The organism is Salinivibrio sp. VYel1 (genome assembly GCF_009377945.1).
In the GTDB taxonomy this organism is placed as follows: domain Bacteria; phylum Pseudomonadota; class Gammaproteobacteria; order Enterobacterales; family Vibrionaceae; genus Salinivibrio; species Salinivibrio siamensis.
In genome coordinates this window covers 49,887-66,144 of sequence record NZ_RSAM01000007.1, presented here as the reverse complement: position 1 = coordinate 66,144, position 16,258 = coordinate 49,887, and the positions used below count along the sequence as shown (strand labels likewise).

14 protein-coding genes are annotated in these 16,258 nt (G+C 53.1%); 10 read left to right on the top strand and 4 right to left on the bottom strand.

Annotated elements, in window-relative coordinates; genetic code table 11:
* Nucleotides 1-455 precede the first annotated feature (455 nt).
* From argC to argH, 4 genes are read left to right on the top strand one after another with little or no spacing between them, the layout of a single operon-like run.
* Entirely contained in the window at nucleotides 456-1,466 is a 1,011-nt protein-coding gene (gene argC, locus EHW58_RS08290) for an N-acetyl-gamma-glutamyl-phosphate reductase (protein ID WP_152795876.1), read from the top strand.
* 9 nt (nucleotides 1,467-1,475) lie between these two features.
* Nucleotides 1,476-2,255 carry an acetylglutamate kinase gene (gene argB, locus EHW58_RS08285; protein ID WP_152795874.1) on the top strand — a complete coding sequence of 260 codons (780 nt, stop codon included), beginning with the start codon at nucleotides 1,476-1,478 and terminating at the stop codon, nucleotides 2,253-2,255.
* Between the two features lie 54 nt (nucleotides 2,256-2,309).
* Nucleotides 2,310-3,521 (top strand): argininosuccinate synthase, encoded by a 1,212-nt coding sequence (locus tag EHW58_RS08280; RefSeq protein WP_077666433.1) that lies wholly within the window; start codon nucleotides 2,310-2,312, stop codon nucleotides 3,519-3,521.
* 35 nt (nucleotides 3,522-3,556) lie between these two features.
* A complete protein-coding gene (argH, locus tag EHW58_RS08275) occupies nucleotides 3,557-5,443 on the top strand; it encodes an argininosuccinate lyase (RefSeq protein WP_152795872.1) in 1,887 nt (628 codons plus the stop codon).
* A gap of 19 nt (nucleotides 5,444-5,462) precedes the next feature.
* On the opposite strand, the gene EHW58_RS08270 is transcribed toward argH, so the two are convergent.
* From EHW58_RS08270 to EHW58_RS08260, 3 genes are all read right to left on the bottom strand, one after another.
* The gene (locus EHW58_RS08270) at nucleotides 5,463-5,702 is read right to left on the bottom strand and encodes a DUF3624 domain-containing protein (protein WP_152795870.1); all 240 of its coding nucleotides are present in this window, start codon (nucleotides 5,700-5,702) and stop codon (nucleotides 5,463-5,465) included.
* A 161-nt stretch (nucleotides 5,703-5,863) separates the two neighbouring features.
* Nucleotides 5,864-7,315, bottom strand: coding sequence for a dihydrolipoyl dehydrogenase (locus EHW58_RS08265; protein ID WP_152795868.1), 1,452 nt, complete (start codon nucleotides 7,313-7,315; stop codon nucleotides 5,864-5,866).
* Nucleotides 7,316-7,367: 52 nt separating this feature from the next.
* On the bottom strand, nucleotides 7,368-8,099 hold the full coding sequence (locus tag EHW58_RS08260) for a glutathione peroxidase (protein WP_046074752.1): 732 nt from the start codon (nucleotides 8,097-8,099) through the stop codon (nucleotides 7,368-7,370).
* Nucleotides 8,100-8,249: 150 nt separating this feature from the next.
* Here EHW58_RS08260 and oxyR point away from each other — a divergent pair, with 150 nt between their 5' ends.
* A complete protein-coding gene (gene oxyR, locus EHW58_RS08255) occupies nucleotides 8,250-9,158 on the top strand; it encodes a DNA-binding transcriptional regulator OxyR (RefSeq protein WP_046074753.1) in 909 nt (302 codons plus the stop codon).
* 86 nt (nucleotides 9,159-9,244) lie between these two features.
* Here the strand turns inward: oxyR and EHW58_RS08250 are convergent, their stop codons facing one another.
* Nucleotides 9,245-11,737, bottom strand: coding sequence for a penicillin-binding protein 1A (locus tag EHW58_RS08250; protein ID WP_370517842.1), 2,493 nt, complete (start codon nucleotides 11,735-11,737; stop codon nucleotides 9,245-9,247).
* 142 nt (nucleotides 11,738-11,879) lie between these two features.
* Between EHW58_RS08250 and pilM the strand changes: the two genes are divergently transcribed.
* From pilM to EHW58_RS08225, 5 genes are read left to right on the top strand one after another with little or no spacing between them, the layout of a single operon-like run.
* A complete protein-coding gene (pilM, locus tag EHW58_RS08245; protein ID WP_152795866.1) occupies nucleotides 11,880-12,794 on the top strand; it encodes a pilus assembly protein PilM in 915 nt (304 codons plus the stop codon).
* Complete coding sequence (locus EHW58_RS08240) at nucleotides 12,785-13,363, top strand: PilN domain-containing protein (protein ID WP_077606838.1); 579 nt, start codon at nucleotides 12,785-12,787, stop codon at nucleotides 13,361-13,363. The genes pilM and EHW58_RS08240 overlap by 10 nt, the downstream gene beginning before the upstream one ends.
* Nucleotides 13,360-13,971, top strand: a complete 612-nt coding sequence (locus tag EHW58_RS08235) for a type 4a pilus biogenesis protein PilO (protein ID WP_152795864.1) — start codon at nucleotides 13,360-13,362, stop codon at nucleotides 13,969-13,971. Before EHW58_RS08240 ends, EHW58_RS08235 begins: the two co-directional genes overlap by 4 nt.
* Nucleotides 13,968-14,480, top strand: a complete 513-nt coding sequence (locus EHW58_RS08230; RefSeq protein ID WP_152795862.1) for a pilus assembly protein PilP — start codon at nucleotides 13,968-13,970, stop codon at nucleotides 14,478-14,480. The genes EHW58_RS08235 and EHW58_RS08230 overlap by 4 nt, the downstream gene beginning before the upstream one ends.
* Before the next feature lie 13 nt (nucleotides 14,481-14,493).
* Nucleotides 14,494-16,242 carry a type IV pilus secretin PilQ gene (locus EHW58_RS08225; RefSeq protein WP_152795859.1) on the top strand — a complete coding sequence of 583 codons (1,749 nt, stop codon included), beginning with the start codon at nucleotides 14,494-14,496 and terminating at the stop codon, nucleotides 16,240-16,242.
* Nucleotides 16,243-16,258: the final 16 nt, after the last annotated feature.

Here is a 16,258-nt window from a genome sequence, read left to right as displayed (position 1 = left end):
GGGTCAACTTAACCGCAAATTAGCGCGAAAACTGACCACCGGATTTGATGCTTATCATAGCACCACCCTAAAAGCTGAAAAAAAGTTTCAGCTTTTAGGTTTGCCAGCCCTTCGAGGGTTTCTCCGCGCCCGCTATATCGCGACTTTCTCGTGAATGGCGACAGGGCGATTTGCATGATTAGATAGAATTATTGCTCTAATGTGAATGAAAAGACATAAAAAGTGACTTTTTACGCTTTTAGTGCTTGACGTCCAAACGGGAATGCGATAAAAAATAACCATTCACTATTTATGAATAAAAATATTTTCGAGAGTTGACCCATGATGCCACTCGCCACCAAATACAACGCCCTTTCTGCTCGACGACGCTAGCCTGCCTTGCGTGGCTATTGGCTACGCCCTCGATACTCTGCTGCCCCGCAGCACACCGTAAACACCCATAAAGAGAGACACCCATGACACTTAACACCATTATTGTCGGTGCCAGTGGCTACACAGGAGCCGAGCTTGTCGCCCTTGTCCATCGCCATCCACAACTTCACTTGGCCGGTTTATATGTCTCGGCAGGCAGTGAAGACGCCAACCGTCCTGTGAGCGCGTTGCACGGCCAATTGCGTGGTGTAGTGGATATGCCACTGATGCCTTTGACCTCGCCACAGGATGTGGCCAAGCAAGCCGATGTGGTGTTTTTAGCTACTGCGCATGCGGTTAGTCATGAATTGGCGCCGATTTTTCTGGCTCAAGGTTGCGTGGTGTTTGATTTGTCGGGGGCGTATCGGGTCAATCAAGCGGATTTTTATCCTACCAATTACGGCTTTTCGCACCAGTCACCGGTATGGCTGGCGCAAGCCGTGTATGGCTTGGCGGAGTGGCAACAGGAAGCATTATCTGCAGCGCAGTTGGTAGCCGTGCCGGGATGTTACCCGACCGCCAGCCAATTAGCGCTCAAACCTGTGCTGGATGCAGACTTGTTGGATAAACAAATGTGGCCGGTGATCAATGCCACCAGTGGCGTAACGGGCGCGGGGCGCAAAGCGAGTCTGACCAACAGTTTTTGCGAAGTGAGCCTGCATGCCTACGGGGTGTTTTCTCACCGTCATCAGCCAGAGATTGCCGCACACCTAGATACGCCGGTGATTTTCACCCCGCACCTTGGCAGCTACAAACGCGGCATTCTTGCCACCATTACCGCCAAATTAGCGACAGGTGTTAGTGAGGCCGAGGTGGGGCAGGTACTGAACCAAGCTTATCAAGATGCGCCGCTGGTACGGGTACTTCCTGCCGGTGAGGTGGCCAAGCTGCAAGCGGTGCAACATACCGGCTTTTGCGATATTGGCTATCAGGTCGCGGATGGGCATCTGATCCTTACCAGTGCGATCGATAACTTACTTAAAGGCGCGGCCAGCCAAGCCGTGCAGTGTTTAAACCTTAAGTTTGGCTTTGCCGAAACCACAGCGATTGTCTAGGAGAAACGGATGAAAACGCCATTAGTGATTAAGTTAGGCGGCGCGGCACTGAGCTGCAGCGAGACCCTCGCCAAGGTTTTCGGCGCGATGAACACCTATCGCAGTGAGGCTGAGCGGCCGCTAGTGCTGGTGCACGGTGGCGGCTATTTGGTCGATGATCTACTGAAAAAGCTCAGTCTCACCAGTGTAAAAAAACAAGGTTTACGGGTCACGCCAACTGACCAGATTGATTATGTCACCGGTGCCTTAGCTGGCACGGCCAATAAGCTGCTGTTAGCTGAGGCGCGTAAGGCGAAGATTAAAAGCTGCGGCTTGAGCTTGGCCGATGGCGGCTTGTGTCAGGTCAGCCAGCTGGACCCTGAACTGGGGGCAGTGGGGGAAGCCAGCGCCGGTGATCCGAGTCTGCTGCAAGCGGTACTGGCCACGGATTGTGTTCCTATTATTAGCTCGATTGGCATCAGTGACCAAGGTGAGCTGATGAACGTCAATGCCGACCAAGCGGCGGTAGCGGTGGCAACCACTCTCGGCGCGGAGCTGGTGTTGCTGTCGGATGTCAGCGGCGTATTAGACGGCAAAGGACATTTGCTGCCTTGCCTTACCGAGTTAGATGCGCAGCACTTAATGGAAAAAGGGGTGATCACCGATGGCATGGTGGTCAAGGTCAACGCGGCGTTTGCCGCTGCCCGTGAACTGGGTAAACCGGTTGAGATTGCCACCTGGCGTTACCCAGAAAAACTCACGCAATTATTCGATGGCCAGCAAATCGGCACCCGGTTTAGCGCCAGTTAATTAGACGTATAACGACGCGACGAAACCGTCGATTTAGGATTTAAGGAGAGCAAGATGAGTAAGGTAAATAAAGTCGTACTGGCCTATTCGGGTGGATTGGATACTTCGGCCATCATTCCATGGCTAAAAGAAAACTATGACTGTGAGGTGGTGGCCTTTGTCGCTGACGTGGGTCAAGGCGAACAAGAGCTCGATGGCATTGAGCAAAAAGCACTTGCCTCGGGGGCATCACAGTGTTTTATCGCCGATCTGAAACACGAAATGGTGGCGGAGTATATTTACCCCAGCCTGAAAACCGGTGCGGTGTATGAAGGTAAGTATCTTCTGGGCACCTCGATGGCACGTCCTATCATTGCCAAAGCGCAGGTCGAATGTGCTCTAGAGGTCGGGGCGGATGCACTGTGCCACGGCTGTACCGGCAAGGGGAACGATCAAGTCCGTTTTGAGAGCACCTTCTCCGCGTTGGCGCCGCAACTGAAAGTGATTGCGCCGTGGCGGGAGTGGGATCTTACCAGTCGTGAAGCCTTGCTCGATTACTTGGCCGCCCGTGACATTCCTTGTACGGCGAGCCTTGAGAAAATTTATTCACGTGATGCCAATGCTTGGCACGTTTCGACCGAAGGCGGTGTGCTGGAAGATACTTGGACCGCGGCCAACCAAGATTGCTGGGTATGGACAGTGGCACCAGAAGAGGCGCCCAATACGCCTGAGTTTGTCACCTTGGGAGTACAAAGCGGAGAGGTGGTCTCGGTCGATGGTGAGTCTATGTCGCCTTATGACGTGCTGACGCTGCTGAACGACAAAGGCGCCCAACATGGCGTGGGACGGATTGATATCGTTGAGAACCGTTTGGTGGGGATGAAATCCCGTGGCTGCTATGAAACCCCGGGTGGCACCATCATCATGGAAGCGCTGCGTGGCGTTGAGCAATTGGTGCTGGATAAAGAGAGTTATCAGTTCCGTGAGGAGCTCGGTTTAAAAGCGTCTCACCTGATTTATGATGGGCGTTGGTTTACGCCGCTTTGCCAGTCGATTGTTGCCGCGGCTAATTCCCTTGCCGCACCGGTAACGGGCGAGGTGGTGATCAAACTCTATAAAGGGCAAGCGACTGTGGTACAAAAACGCTCGACCAACAGCCTGTACTCGGAAGACTTTGCCACCTTTGGTGATGATGATGTCTACGATCACAGCCATGCCGAAGGCTTTATCCGTTTGTATTCGCTGTCGAGCCGGATTCGGACGCTGAACAAACAAAAACAATCCTAATTAAAAAAGCATCGTGAGCAGTAAGGAGAGACAGCATGGCATTATGGGGCGGACGCTTTAGTCAGGCAGCAGACAAACGGTTTCAAGCGTTTAATGATTCACTGCGCTTTGACTATCGCTTAGCAGAGCAAGACATTGTGGGCTCCATTGCTTGGTCCAAAGCCTTGCGTTCGGTGGGCGTGCTGAGTGATGACGAGCAACAGCAATTGGAGCTCGCGCTCAATGAGCTCAAGCTGTCGGTGATGGAAAACCCGAAGCAAATCTTACGCTCAGAGGCCGAAGACATTCACAGCTGGGTTGAGCAGCAACTGATCGACAAAGTTGGGGATTTGGGCAAAAAGCTGCACACCGGACGCTCGCGCAACGATCAGGTCGCTACGGATCTCAAGCTCTGGTGTCGCCAACAAGGCCAGCAAATCTTGCTGTCTCTCGACAAGCTTCAGCAGCAGCTGGTGGATGTGGCCAGCCAACACCATGATACCGTGCTGCCCGGCTACACCCACTTGCAGCGTGCGCAGCCAGTGACCTTTGCCCATTGGTGTTTGGCCTATCTGGAGATGTTTGAGCGCGACACCACCCGCTTACAAGATGTGCTTAATCGTCTTGATACCTGTCCGTTAGGATCTGGGGCGCTGGCAGGCACGGCGTATCCGATTGATCGCGATGCCTTGGCACAACAACTGGGCTTTGAACGGGCCACCCGTAACAGCCTTGACTCAGTCTCGGATCGTGATCATGTGATGGAAATGCTGTCTGCGGCGTCGATATCAATGCTGCATTTATCACGGATGGCCGAAGATATGATCTTCTATAACTCGGGCGAATCCGGGTTTATCGAGCTGGCCGATACGGTGACATCAGGCTCCTCGCTGATGCCACAAAAGAAAAACCCTGATGCGTTAGAGCTTATCCGCGGCAAAACCGGCCGCGTCTATGGCACCTTGTCGGCAATGATGATGACGGTCAAAGCCTTGCCACTGGCTTATAACAAGGATATGCAAGAAGACAAGGAAGGGCTCTTCGATGCGATGGACACTTGGCATGATTGCTTGGATATGGCCGCCTTGTGTTTTGAAGGTATCACCATTCACAAAGACAAAACCTTGCAGGCGGCGCAGCAAGGTCATGCCAACGCCACCGAGCTCGCGGATTATTTGGTGAGCAAAGGGATCCCGTTCCGTGAAGCGCACCACATAGTGGGCGTGGCGGTGGTGTCTGCCATTGAGCAAGGTTGTGGACTAGAAGATTTACCGCTTGCCACCTTGCAGCAATTCTCACCGGTGATTGAAGACGATGTGTATGCCATGCTCACGATCGAATCCTGCTTGGCCCAACGTCGGGCGCTGGGTGGGGTGGCACCTGAACAGGTCAGCTTTGCCATTCAAGAGGCGCAAAAGCGTTTAGATAAGCGCTTTACCCCTAAAGTCACGGTGCGCTCGGCAAGGCTCACTGACCTCGATACCATCGAAGGCATGGTGGTGTATTGGGCAAAATTGGGGGAGAACTTACCTCGTGATCGCCATGAATTGGTGCGTAATATCGGCCTATTTGCGGTATCCGAGCATCAAGGGGATCTCACCGGCTGCGGATCGCTCTATATTTACGACTCAGGACTGGCAGAAATTCGCTCCTTAGGGGTTGAAGCAGGCTGGCAGCGCCAAGGTCACGGTACGGCGCTGATGATGCACTTGATTAAAAAAGCCAAGCAAATGGCGATTGAGCAAGTCTTTGTCCTCACCCGGGTGCCCGAGTTTTTCACTCAATTAGGCTTTACCCCGGTGTCGAAATCGCAACTGCCTGAGAAAGTGATGAAAGATTGTGAAATCTGTCCGCGCTTCCACGCCTGTGACGAAGTGGCACTGACCTATCACATAGCTGGATCTGCGACCATCTCGACATTCTCACACGCAGAGGTTAAGTAAAAGAGAAAAGGAGGCGGCTTTAGGGCCGCTTCTTATTGCGCCGAAACGGATAAATCACCACATGCAGGGTGAGTAGCACACTGGCACTGCCGGCGGCGAATAACAAGGCAATTGACTCCACTTGCCGTGGCGTGTCGGCATAGCCCCACCACCAGAGTGGCCAAAGTAGCGCGCAGATGGCGGCCAGTTGTTTCATACAACGGGTACAGCGTCCCAGTTTTTGTTGCCAAATCGCGGACTGACAGTATTTGCAAGCCATGCGGTGTCTCTTGGTCGGTAGTAGCGATAGCTTATTGTGGCGCAGTGGGCCGCTGGATACAAAAAAGCCCTCCAACGAGGAGGGCAAAAGGTAAGCAAGTGCTTGGGGAAGCAACAGGCAGCGCCTGTAAAGCGCCGAGTGTCGGCGAAAAGGGCAGTGGATTAGCAGCCTGGGCCGCAGTCCATGCAGTGTTTGATCATTTCAGGGCCGAGTTTGAGCTTGGCATTCACATCCCGCAATGCGGTACGTACCCCCTCCTCAATCACTGGGTGATAGAAGGGCATATCTAGCATTTGCGAAATGGTCATTTGGTTTTGATGTGCCCATGCCAACAAGTGGGCCAAGTGTTCGGCGTTCGGGCCAATCATTTCGGCGCCCAAGAAACGGCCAGTGCCTTGTTCGGCATAAACGTGTAACAAGCCTTTGTTGCGCAGCATCACCCGTGAGCGGCCTTGCCCTTCAAAAGAGACCACGCCGGTTTCAAAGCAGCCGCAGGGGCCGAGACGGTCGGTAATTGCTTTGTAGCTTTCGCCCACCATCGCAATTTGCGGGTCAGAGAAGACCGCAGAGAGCTTGCTGCGGCGCAATCCGGCACGAATACCTTTGCCGCGTCCGGCGTTGTCACCGGCGATACGCGCTTGGTCAGCCGCTTCGTGCAGCAACGGAATTTGGTTACTGGCGTCACCGGCAATAAAAATGTGCGGTGCCGTGGTTTGCAGGGTGTAACTATCGGCAACTGGCACCCCGCGGGCATCCACTTTGATGCTGGTCGCATCGAGGTTTAGCTTGTCGACATTGGGGCGACGACCGGTGGCGGCAACCACATAGTCGACCCAACGCAATTGGCTCTCGCCCTCTTTATCACGATAACGGATTTGCACCTTATCGCCTTCACGTACCATCTCTTCCACCTTGGCATCGGCGTCGAGATAAAACTCCTCGCTAAAGGTTTTATCCGCATATGCCATGATCTCTGGATCGGTGAGGGGGCCCACTTGGCCGCCGACGCCAAACATGGTCATCTCGACCCCGAGGCGATGCAGCGCTTGCCCCAGTTCAAGGCCAATCACGCCCGGACCAAACACAGCGAGTGAATCAGGCAGATCGTCCCATTCGAAAATATCATCATTGACCACTAAACGATCACCAAGGTGATCCCAAGCGGACGGCCAGCTTGGTCGCGAGCCTGTCGCGATCACGATGCGATCAGCATGGATGGTGGTGTGATCGTCAACCATTAAAGTGTGATCATCCACAAAGCGCGCATAGCCATCAATTTTGTCTTGGGCGGGAATGTCATCGACACTTTCCAGTACAAAGCCGACAAAACGGTCACGCTCGCGTTTCACCCGATCCATCACCTCACGGCCATTAATTTCCGTGGTGCCGCCGGGGTACACACCGAAGCCGGGCGCTTTGTCGATATGATGCGCCGCTTCAGCCGCCGCAATTAACAGTTTGGAAGGCATGCAGCCAACTCGCGCACACGTGGTGCCATAGGGACCGCCTTCAATCATCACCACGTTATCCGTATGTGCTTTGGCTGCGCGGTAAGCACCAAGTCCGGCAGTTCCGCCACCAATCACAGCCACATCAACCGTTAATGTTTTCATTGCTTTCTCCTGGGAAAATAACGGGCGGCGAAGAGGCCGCCCAAACAGCGGATTACTGATTTAGATAGGTGTCTAGCTCTTCACTGCCACCGATATGACGGCCACCGATAAATACTTGTGGCACCGTGGCGCGACCGCTCACCGCACGCAAAGAAACCGTGGTGGCGTCTTTACCGAGGATGATTTCTTCAAACTGAAGGCCTTCATCGATCAGGGCTTGTTTGGCCTTGGCACAGAATGGGCAGCCTGGCTTACTAAACACGGTGATCGAGTCTTGCAGTTTGTGCTCAGGGGCGATGTAGCCCAGCATGGTGTCGGCATCAGAGACCTTGAACGGGTCGCCTGGTTCGTTGGGTTCGATAAACATTTTCTCGACCACGCCGTTTTTCACCAGCATGCTGTAGCGCCATGAGCGTTTGCCAAAGCCAAGATCGTTTTTGTCGACCAGCATTCCCATGCCATCAGTGAACTCGCCGTTGCCATCAGGCAGGACATGAATGTTGTCAGCGTCTTGGTCGGCTTTCCATGCATTCATCACAAAGGTATCGTTGACGGACACACAGACAATGTCATCGACGCCGTACTGTTGGAACACTGGATACAGCTCGTTATAGCGTGGCAGGTGCGAGGATGAACAGGTTGGGGTAAACGCACCCGGCAAGCTGAATACAATCACGGTTTTATTGGCAAAAATGTCATCGGTGGTGACGTCTTTCCATTGATCGCCTTCGCGAGTACGGAAAGTAACTTGTGGTACTGGCTGACCTTCTTTTGTTGCTGTCATGGTGATGTCCTTTTTATTCAAGTATTGATTCAAGTGAATGGGCGAGTGCTTCGCCGCGTTTTGATGGAATCAGTATTACCGATTGCAATTGATAGCTCTAATCGCTTAATGCTATGGTTTTGATAGTTATCCTCTATAGAAGAGACAAAGATGAACATTCGTGACTTGGAGTACTTGGTCGCCTTGGCCGAACATCGACATTTTCGTAAAGCGGCCGAAGCCTGCTTTGTTAGCCAACCCACCTTAAGCGGGCAAATTCGCAAGTTGGAAGATGAGCTGGGTGTGAGTTTGTTAGAGCGAACCAGCCGTCGTGTGTTGTTCACCGATGCCGGTATGAGGTTAGTACAACAGGCACGTAACGTCTTGCGGGAGGTCACAATTTTGACCGAATTGGCCAGTGAGCAAGGGGAAAGTATGACCGGCCCTTTGCATATCGGTCTGATCCCTACGGTCGGGCCTTACCTGCTGCCTAAAATCATCCCGCTACTGCGTGATCGTTTCCCTGAGCTGGAGCTGTTTATTCACGAAGGACAGACGCAGCAGTTAGTGCAGCAACTGGAAGAGGGCAAACTCGATTGCATCATTTTGGCCTCTGTAGAAGAAACCCAGCATTTAAAAGAGCTCCCACTTTACAGTGAGCCGATGTTGCTTGCGGTTAATGAAAAGCATCGCCTCGCCGATTGTGCCGAGGTGGCGTTAGATGTATTGCAAGGCGAAACCTTGTTAATGCTCGGCGATGGCCATTGCTTACGTGACCAAGCGATGGGTTTTTGCTTTAAAGTGGGCGCGCGCGAAGATCAGCGCTTTCGTGCCACTAGCTTAGAGACCTTGCGCAACATGGTTGCGGCGGGGAGTGGAATCACCTTGTTGCCTCAATTGTCCGTGCCTGCTGATAAGCGAGATGGTGTGGTGTATATTCCGACGACCTCGCCGACGCCGTCGCGACAAATCACCCTCGACTACCGTCCTGGCTCGCCATTACGTGGCCGTTATGAGCAGTTGGCTGATGCCATCCATGAACAAATGACGGCCGTGATGAATGATCGAACTCGCCACTAGTGTGTCGTGTGACGCGTAGATAAAAAGACGCCCGCATCGTGATGCGGGCGTCTTGATATTACGCGGCTATTGACGATGTAACAGAGTTAGAACAGCGACTCTGTGCCTGACTCATAAATGTTGCCATCTGATTGCGACGACACATACTCGGTTGGCTCGGTGCCTTTTATAAAGTACTCGAACATCGAAGTATGATCGGTTTTTCTGGTTAACAGCCCTGTTTCGCGGTCAATGCGCACTTTGACGATCCCCGGCGGCACGGTTTTATTCTGCTCAGGTACGTCCGCGAGTGCATGCTGCATAAAATCAATCCATGCTGGCTCCGCCGTTTTGGCCCCCGACTCCGCGCCGCGGATAGGCTGACGCTCGTCGCCTAAGTTTGCATTACGGGTCGTGCGACCCAGTTTACGGGAGTGATCATCAAAGCCCACCCACACAGTGGTCACAATCCCTGGGCCATAGCCGGTGTACCAGGTATCTTTGGAGTCATTGGTGGTCCCCGTTTTTCCGCCGATATCGCGTCGCTTGAGCGCTTGTGCGCGCCAGCCCGTACCATTCCAGCCTGTCCCGTAGCGCCAATCACCGCCACCCCAGATGTTGCTTTGCATCATTTCACGTACCAAAAATGCATTTTGCTCATCAATGACTTGTTTGGCATGACGCTGTGTGGTGGTGTCGTTGTTCTCTAGCAAATTCTGCTCATTAAACGGATCGGCCTGTTCTGCTTTTTGTTCGCAGTTATCACAAATGATGGGTGGATTGGCGCGATATATTTCCTCGCCAAAGGGGGTTTCGACCCGATCAATGATAAAGGGCTCCATAAAATAGCCGCCATTGGCAAACACGCTAAAGCCCTGTGCCATTTCAACCGGCGTCAAGCTTCCCGCACCAAGCGCAATGGCTTCTGCACGCGGTAAATCATCTCGTTTAAAGCCAAAGCGGGTGAGGTAATCGAGAGCGTCATCCAATCCCACCCGACGCAGGACACGTACGGCCATGACGTTTTTCGACTGTGCCAAACCCAGTCGCGCCCGCAGTGGCCCTTCATAACGTGGTGGCGAGTTTTTCGGCCGCCATGCCACGCCTTGACTGCGATCCCAGCGATTAATGGGGGCGTCGTTAATCAGGGTGGCGAGTGTCATGCCCTCATTCACTGCCGCGGAATAAATAAACGGCTTGATGCTCGAGCCCACCTGACGTACTGACTGTGTGGCACGGTTAAATTTGCTATGGACAAAATTAAATCCGCCCACCAGTGCTTTGATTGCTCCGGTTGCGGGGGACATGGAAACCAGTGCGGTATTGGTCGTCGGGACTTGGGCCAAATGCCAGCTGTTATCCACTTGGCGAATAAATATTTGTTGGCCACTGGCAAGGAATTCATCAGCGCGTTGAGGGGCCGGACCTTGACGGCTATCGGTGATATAAGGGCGCGCCCAGTCAAGTCCCTCCCAAGGCAGTTCGATTTCACGGCCATTGGGTCCGACAACCTGCGCCGATTTAGCTTGGACATCAATCACGACGGCGGGCTCTAGCGGGCCGTAGCTGGGTTGCTTGGCCAAGTGATCAACGATGCGCTGGTGTTGCCAACGTTGGCTAGGGGCTTGCCATAGCGTGGCAACTGGCCCACGGAACCCATGGCGACGGTCGTAGGCGAGAACGTTTTCTACTGCCGCCTCATTTGCGGCGCGTTGCATATCGGCATCGACGCTGGTGAAAATACGCACACCCGAGGTATAAGCGTCTTCGCCAAACTGCTCAACGGCCCATGCGCGTGCCATTTCTGCTACATAAGGTGCGGACAGTTCAATTTCGGCCCCATGATAGCGGGCTACGATCGGCTCGTTCTTCGCTTGTTGGTACTCGGCGTTGGAAATATATCCCTCTTTAAGCATGCGCCCCAGCACCACATTCCGGCGATCGGTGGCGCGCGAGAGCGAATACAACGGGTTCATGGTGGAGGGGGCTTTGGGTAATCCGACAATCACCGCCATCTCACTCAAGGTCAGTTGATCGAGGGTTTTGCCAAAGTACACCTGGGCAGCTGCGCCAACCCCGTAAGCACGATAACCTAAGAATACTTTGTTGAAATAGAGTTCAAGGATCTCTTCTTTGTTCAACAGCTGTTCGATATGCACGGCGATAAAAATCTCTTTTATCTTGCGCATAATGCGTTTTTCGTTAGAGAGGAAGAAGTTCCTTGCCAGCTGCTGCGTGATAGTACTGGCCCCTTGCTTGGCCGTACCTGACATCGCCACCACCACCGCGGCGCGGACAATGCCGATAGGATCAATCCCTGGGTGTTGGTAAAAGCGACTGTCTTCTGTGGCAATCAATGCATCAATCATAGGCTGAGGGATGTCCTCGAGCATGACTGGGATGCGACGCTTTTCACCGAACTGGGAGATCAACTCACCATCGGCGCTATAGACCTGCATCGGAGTCTGCAGTTCGACACTTTTTAGTGTCGCTACATCGGGGAGGTCAGGTTTTACATACAGGTAAAACCCAAAGATTGTAGTGACTCCAAGCACTGTGCAAACCAGTGCAAAGATAAGCAAACGCTTTATGAACTTCACCTGAGATTTCCCGTTCTGTTGCCGTTGAGCCGTTCAATAATCATACGTGAGTAGTATAAAGGCACCAGCATTAAAAATAACCCGTGATGAGGCCAGTTTTGTAAATACTGACTTCACGCTGACGTTGGGAGCCTAACACGAAATGATGCGAAGTTCGGCAGTTTTAGGTATCGATATCGGCCGAGATATCATTCACGCCATTGTGGTTCGTGCACATCGACAAGGTATTCAGGTGGCAGGCCATCATCGGGTGCCGTATCGCGCGACTGACGATCTCTGTGTCCCGCTTACCGAGATAAAAAAACGATTACTCGCGTGTGTACCTTGGTATCAGCGCCTACACATCTCTGTGGTAGTGGGGGTCGATGAAGAGGCTGTGATCACCAAGCAAATGACGGCGCCACTGATTGACGACGAGATTGAGCAAGAAGCTTTGATCGGCCAAAAGCTGAGTGCTGCCCTCAATATGGACATGGATACATTATATTACGACTTTGCGGTTATGAGCGGCGTGACTGTTCAGCCGGGACAAGTCTGTTATCAAGTGGTGGCATGTCGGCGTCATGCGCTCACTCCGGCCCTAGACGCGCTCAAGCGGGTCGGGTTATCGCCTACGGTGGCAGACATCAACAGCCAAGCGTTAGTCGGCGTTTATCAAGCACTCCGCCCTGTTGCGCAGGCGAACCGCTGGCCATTGTGGCTGCACTATCACAGCGGCTTGCTGACTGCGATTCGTCTTTATCCTGATGGGCAAGTTTATCAGCATCGCTGCCGTTTGGGGGAGGGAGAGCGCTATGAACACCGCGAGTCAGCGGCCAAAGCCTTGGTGCAGCAGCACTTTGATCAGGCTTGTCATCGAGCGCGTGAGCATAATCGACTCTTGCTCCTGAGCACGGTTTGGATTAGCGGCGCTTGGCCGGCCACGCTAGCGTCTGAGCACCTTACCATCACGCGATTCAATCCAGTGGCGATGTTGGATCAAACGGCGCCGAACATCAGCGATGATGCGTCTATTGCCTTGGGGTTAGCGCTGCGGGGAGAATATTCATGCGTATAAATCTACTCCCTTGGCGAGAAAAAGCGCGCCGCGCGCAGCGTCAAACGTTTATGGTCCATAGTGGTTTGGTACTGCTGGGTGTAGTGCTGATGGTCAGTGCCGTGAACGCGGTCCAGCAGCACTGGCTGACTGAGCAGCAGGCACGTAATCAACAATTAACCGCGGGGATGAACGATTTTCGTGCCACCTTACAGACCTTTAAGCGCGAAGATAAAAAGCGTGAAGCGCTACAATCGCGCTTACAACTGGTCAACGCCTTACAGCAACAGCGCAATAATGTCACCGCATTGCTGAATTTCATTCCAACCGTGATGCCTGAAGGGGCGTATTTAAGTCGTTTGGCGCAGCAACAGGGGCGTGTCACGGTCGAAGGCTGGGTCACATCCAATGCGGAGATGGCAAGTTTATTGGCAGCGTTAGAGCAAAGTGCGTTGGCCACCGACGTTGATATTGACACTGTGATCACCGAATCAGGATCGCAACGCGCCAACAAACGCTTCACTTTAAGCTTTCGTTTGACCGACTACGTCACACCGCAGTTACCCAAGCCCCAAGGCGTGCAGTCATGATTAGCGCCTTTGCATGGGATTGGCAAAAACTCCCCAGTGCGCCACTCGCCACCCGCGCCATTGTTTGGGCAGTGGGCGCGATCGCGCTATCGATGCTCGCAGCTTTGCTGATTTTGCAGCCCAACCAAGAGGCGCTGGAGGCAGCGACTCAGCGCGAAGCACAACTTAAAGCCGAGTATCGGTTGTTGGCCAATCGCGCGGCCGCTCTGCCCGATGTGGAGGCACAAATGCGCGCGTTAAATCAGCAATATGCCACCTTGATTGCCCAACTGCCGGAAGAAGAAGAGCTTTCGGGATTACTCGCCGGGGTTAATGAAGTTGGGATCCGTCATCAGTTAGGTTTCAACACACTGAAGTGGCAGCCAAGAAAGCATGGCAGTTGGCTCGATGCGATCCCGATGACGGTTGTCTTGACCGGGGATTATGCCTCTATTGGTGCATTTAGCGCGGATATTGCCGCCATGACTCGCTTGGTTTCGCTGCAAGATTTTGTCTTAACCCGTACTGAGGACGATGACATTCATGCGCCCTTGCTGCTGTCGGTGTCGGCGACCACATATCGCTATACCGGTGAAGGTATTGCCACTGATAAGGAGTTCGTACAGTGAAGCGTCTTTTGGTGTTGTTATTTGGGTTGAGCTTGGTGGGCTGTGATAGATACCACAGTGATATCGAACAGTTTATGCAACAAACTCAAGCCAGTGCGCAAGTCAATGCCACCCGCATCCCCCCTTCGCCGAATTACCAATCGATAGCCTTTTTCACCGATCAGCGGGATCCCTTTGTGCTACCCGCAATCAATGTTGGTGGACAGGCTTCAACGGGCGACTGTTGGCAGCCCAATTTACAACGGCCTTTAGAGCCGCTTGAGCAATTTCCACTGGCAAGCCTTGCCATGAAAGGCAGCTTAACCAAAGGCGCACAGCAACAAGCCTTAATTGCCCGTCCTGATGGCACCATCACTCAAGTCAGTGAAGGTGCGCATTTAGGCGAAAACCGTGGCCGTGTGGTGGCCGTGAATGCAAATCAGATCGCGATTGAAGAAGCCCTGCCGGATGGGTTGGGGTGTTGGCAGCTTCGCACTGTCACCTTGTCGATGGAAGCAACTTTGCCGTAGTTAGGATACCAATATGATAATACGCCCTTACCTTTCCCGCACGTTTACGCCAAGCGTTCGCTCGGTCTGGCTCATATTATTGACACTGATACTAAGCGTTGGCTCGGCGCAGGTTGCCGCAAAGAGTACGCTGACCGATATCGCGGTGAAGCGCCTCGACAATGGTGATGCTAGCGTCTCGCTGACGTTTTCTGACGCCGCGGTAGCGGCTGACTTTCGCCAACCGACGCCTCAGCAAGTCATGCTACGTTTGCCGAATGTGCAGCTTAAACCGGCACTGCTGGCGGTCCTCGATACTCGCCGTCGTCAGACGCCCGTGACTGAGATTGAAACCTTTCAGGCATCTGAACGTGCCCGCATCGTAATGCGTGCTGAGCAAGCCGTGGAGTTTGATTACCAGCAGCAAGGAAAAGTATTGACCATCCGCGTGTCTGCGGCCAGAAAAGCGCTTTCCGCGACCGCCTTAGCGCAAAAAGGGGCGGCGATCTCGATTAACTTTCAAGATATTCCGGTCCGTACCGTGCTGCAACTGATTGCCGAGCAGAATGATTTTAACCTGGTGACCTCGGACTCGGTGCAAGGCAACATCACCATGCGCATTGATGGTGTGCCTTGGCAAGATGTATTGGATGTGATTTTGCGCGTAAAGGGGCTGGATAAACGCCAACGGGGGCAAGTGATGCTCGTTGCCCCTCGCCGAGAGCTCATGGCACAAGAAAAGCAAGCGCTCGAAATGCGTCAGCAAGCGGACGCCTTACTGCCACTGAGCTCAGAAGTGCTCACGGTGAACTATGCCAAAGCGAGCGATATCGCCGCACTGATTAAAGGACAAGGTGAAGGGGTCAGTTTACTGTCGCCCAGAGGGGCGGTATCGCTTGATGAGCGAACCAATGCGTTGATCATTAAAGATAATCAAAAGAATCTAGCCCGCATTCGCACCTTGGTTCGTCACTTGGATGTGCCCGTTAAGCAAGTCGAAATTGAGGCACGTATTGTGACGGTCGAGCAAGGTTCAGTGGACGAATTAGGCGTGCGTTGGGGGCTGTTGAATCGAAATGGCTCAACCACGGTTGGCCCGTCTGTGGAAGGTAACTTGATGTGGGATAGCAATGTCACTGGGCAAGGACCTGAAAGCTTAAACGATGCGGCGACAGACGGGGCAAATATTGGCGACTTCCTCAGCGTGAACCTGGCCGCTGCTAACCCCTCGGCCTCAAGCATGGCCTTGCAAGTGGCGAAGCTTGGCAATGATCTTCTGCTCGACTTGGAGCTGTCTGCGCTTGAAAGCGAAAGGAAAGCAGAAGTGGTATCGAGCCCCCGACTTATCACCACCAATAAAAAAGCGGCCTATATTGAACAAGGGACTGAGCTACCTTACCTTGAGGCGTCCTCTAGCGGTGCGGTGGCGGTGTCTTTTAAAAAAGCAGTGCTGAGTTTATCGGTGACCCCACAAATCACGCCCAACAATACGCTGGTTTTGGATTTAAAATTAACCCAAGACATGCCCGAAAAAGCCGTGGTGGCCGGGAAAGGCGAAGCGATGTCGATCAGTACCAAGCGCATTAATACCCAAGTGCTGGCGGAAAATGGTGAAACCGTGGTCTTAGGGGGGATCTTTCAGCAAACCATGATCAATAAAGAGACCCAAGTGCCGCTGCTGGGGGATATTCCCTTGGTTGGCAACTTGTTCAAGCACCAATTAAAAGACCATGCAAAACGCGAACTTCTGATCTTTGTGACCCCTAAAATCGTCACAGACTAGGTTAGGTGTTGCCAAA

Bases quoted from the DNA above. Each gene is read 5' to 3' on its own strand.
- EHW58_RS08240 (WP_077606838.1), top strand. From the start codon at position 12,785: ATGCGTATAAATCTACTCCCTTGGCGAGAAAAAGCGCGCCGCGCGCAG.
- pilM (WP_152795866.1), top strand. From the start codon at position 11,880: ATGATGCGAAGTTCGGCAGTTTTAGGTATCGATATCGGCCGAGATATC.
- EHW58_RS08225 (WP_152795859.1), top strand. From the start codon at position 14,494: ATGATAATACGCCCTTACCTTTCCCGCACGTTTACGCCAAGCGTTCGC.
- oxyR (WP_046074753.1), top strand. From the start codon at position 8,250: ATGAACATTCGTGACTTGGAGTACTTGGTCGCCTTGGCCGAACATCGA.
- EHW58_RS08265 (WP_152795868.1), bottom strand. From the start codon at position 7,315: ATGAAAACATTAACGGTTGATGTGGCTGTGATTGGTGGCGGAACTGCC.
- EHW58_RS08270 (WP_152795870.1), bottom strand. From the start codon at position 5,702: ATGGCTTGCAAATACTGTCAGTCCGCGATTTGGCAACAAAAACTGGGA.
- EHW58_RS08260 (WP_046074752.1), bottom strand. From the start codon at position 8,099: ATGACAGCAACAAAAGAAGGTCAGCCAGTACCACAAGTTACTTTCCGT.
- argB (WP_152795874.1), top strand. From the start codon at position 1,476: ATGAAAACGCCATTAGTGATTAAGTTAGGCGGCGCGGCACTGAGCTGC.
- argH (WP_152795872.1), top strand. From the start codon at position 3,557: ATGGCATTATGGGGCGGACGCTTTAGTCAGGCAGCAGACAAACGGTTT.
- EHW58_RS08280 (WP_077666433.1), top strand. From the start codon at position 2,310: ATGAGTAAGGTAAATAAAGTCGTACTGGCCTATTCGGGTGGATTGGAT.
- EHW58_RS08235 (WP_152795864.1), top strand. From the start codon at position 13,360: ATGATTAGCGCCTTTGCATGGGATTGGCAAAAACTCCCCAGTGCGCCA.
- argC (WP_152795876.1), top strand. From the start codon at position 456: ATGACACTTAACACCATTATTGTCGGTGCCAGTGGCTACACAGGAGCC.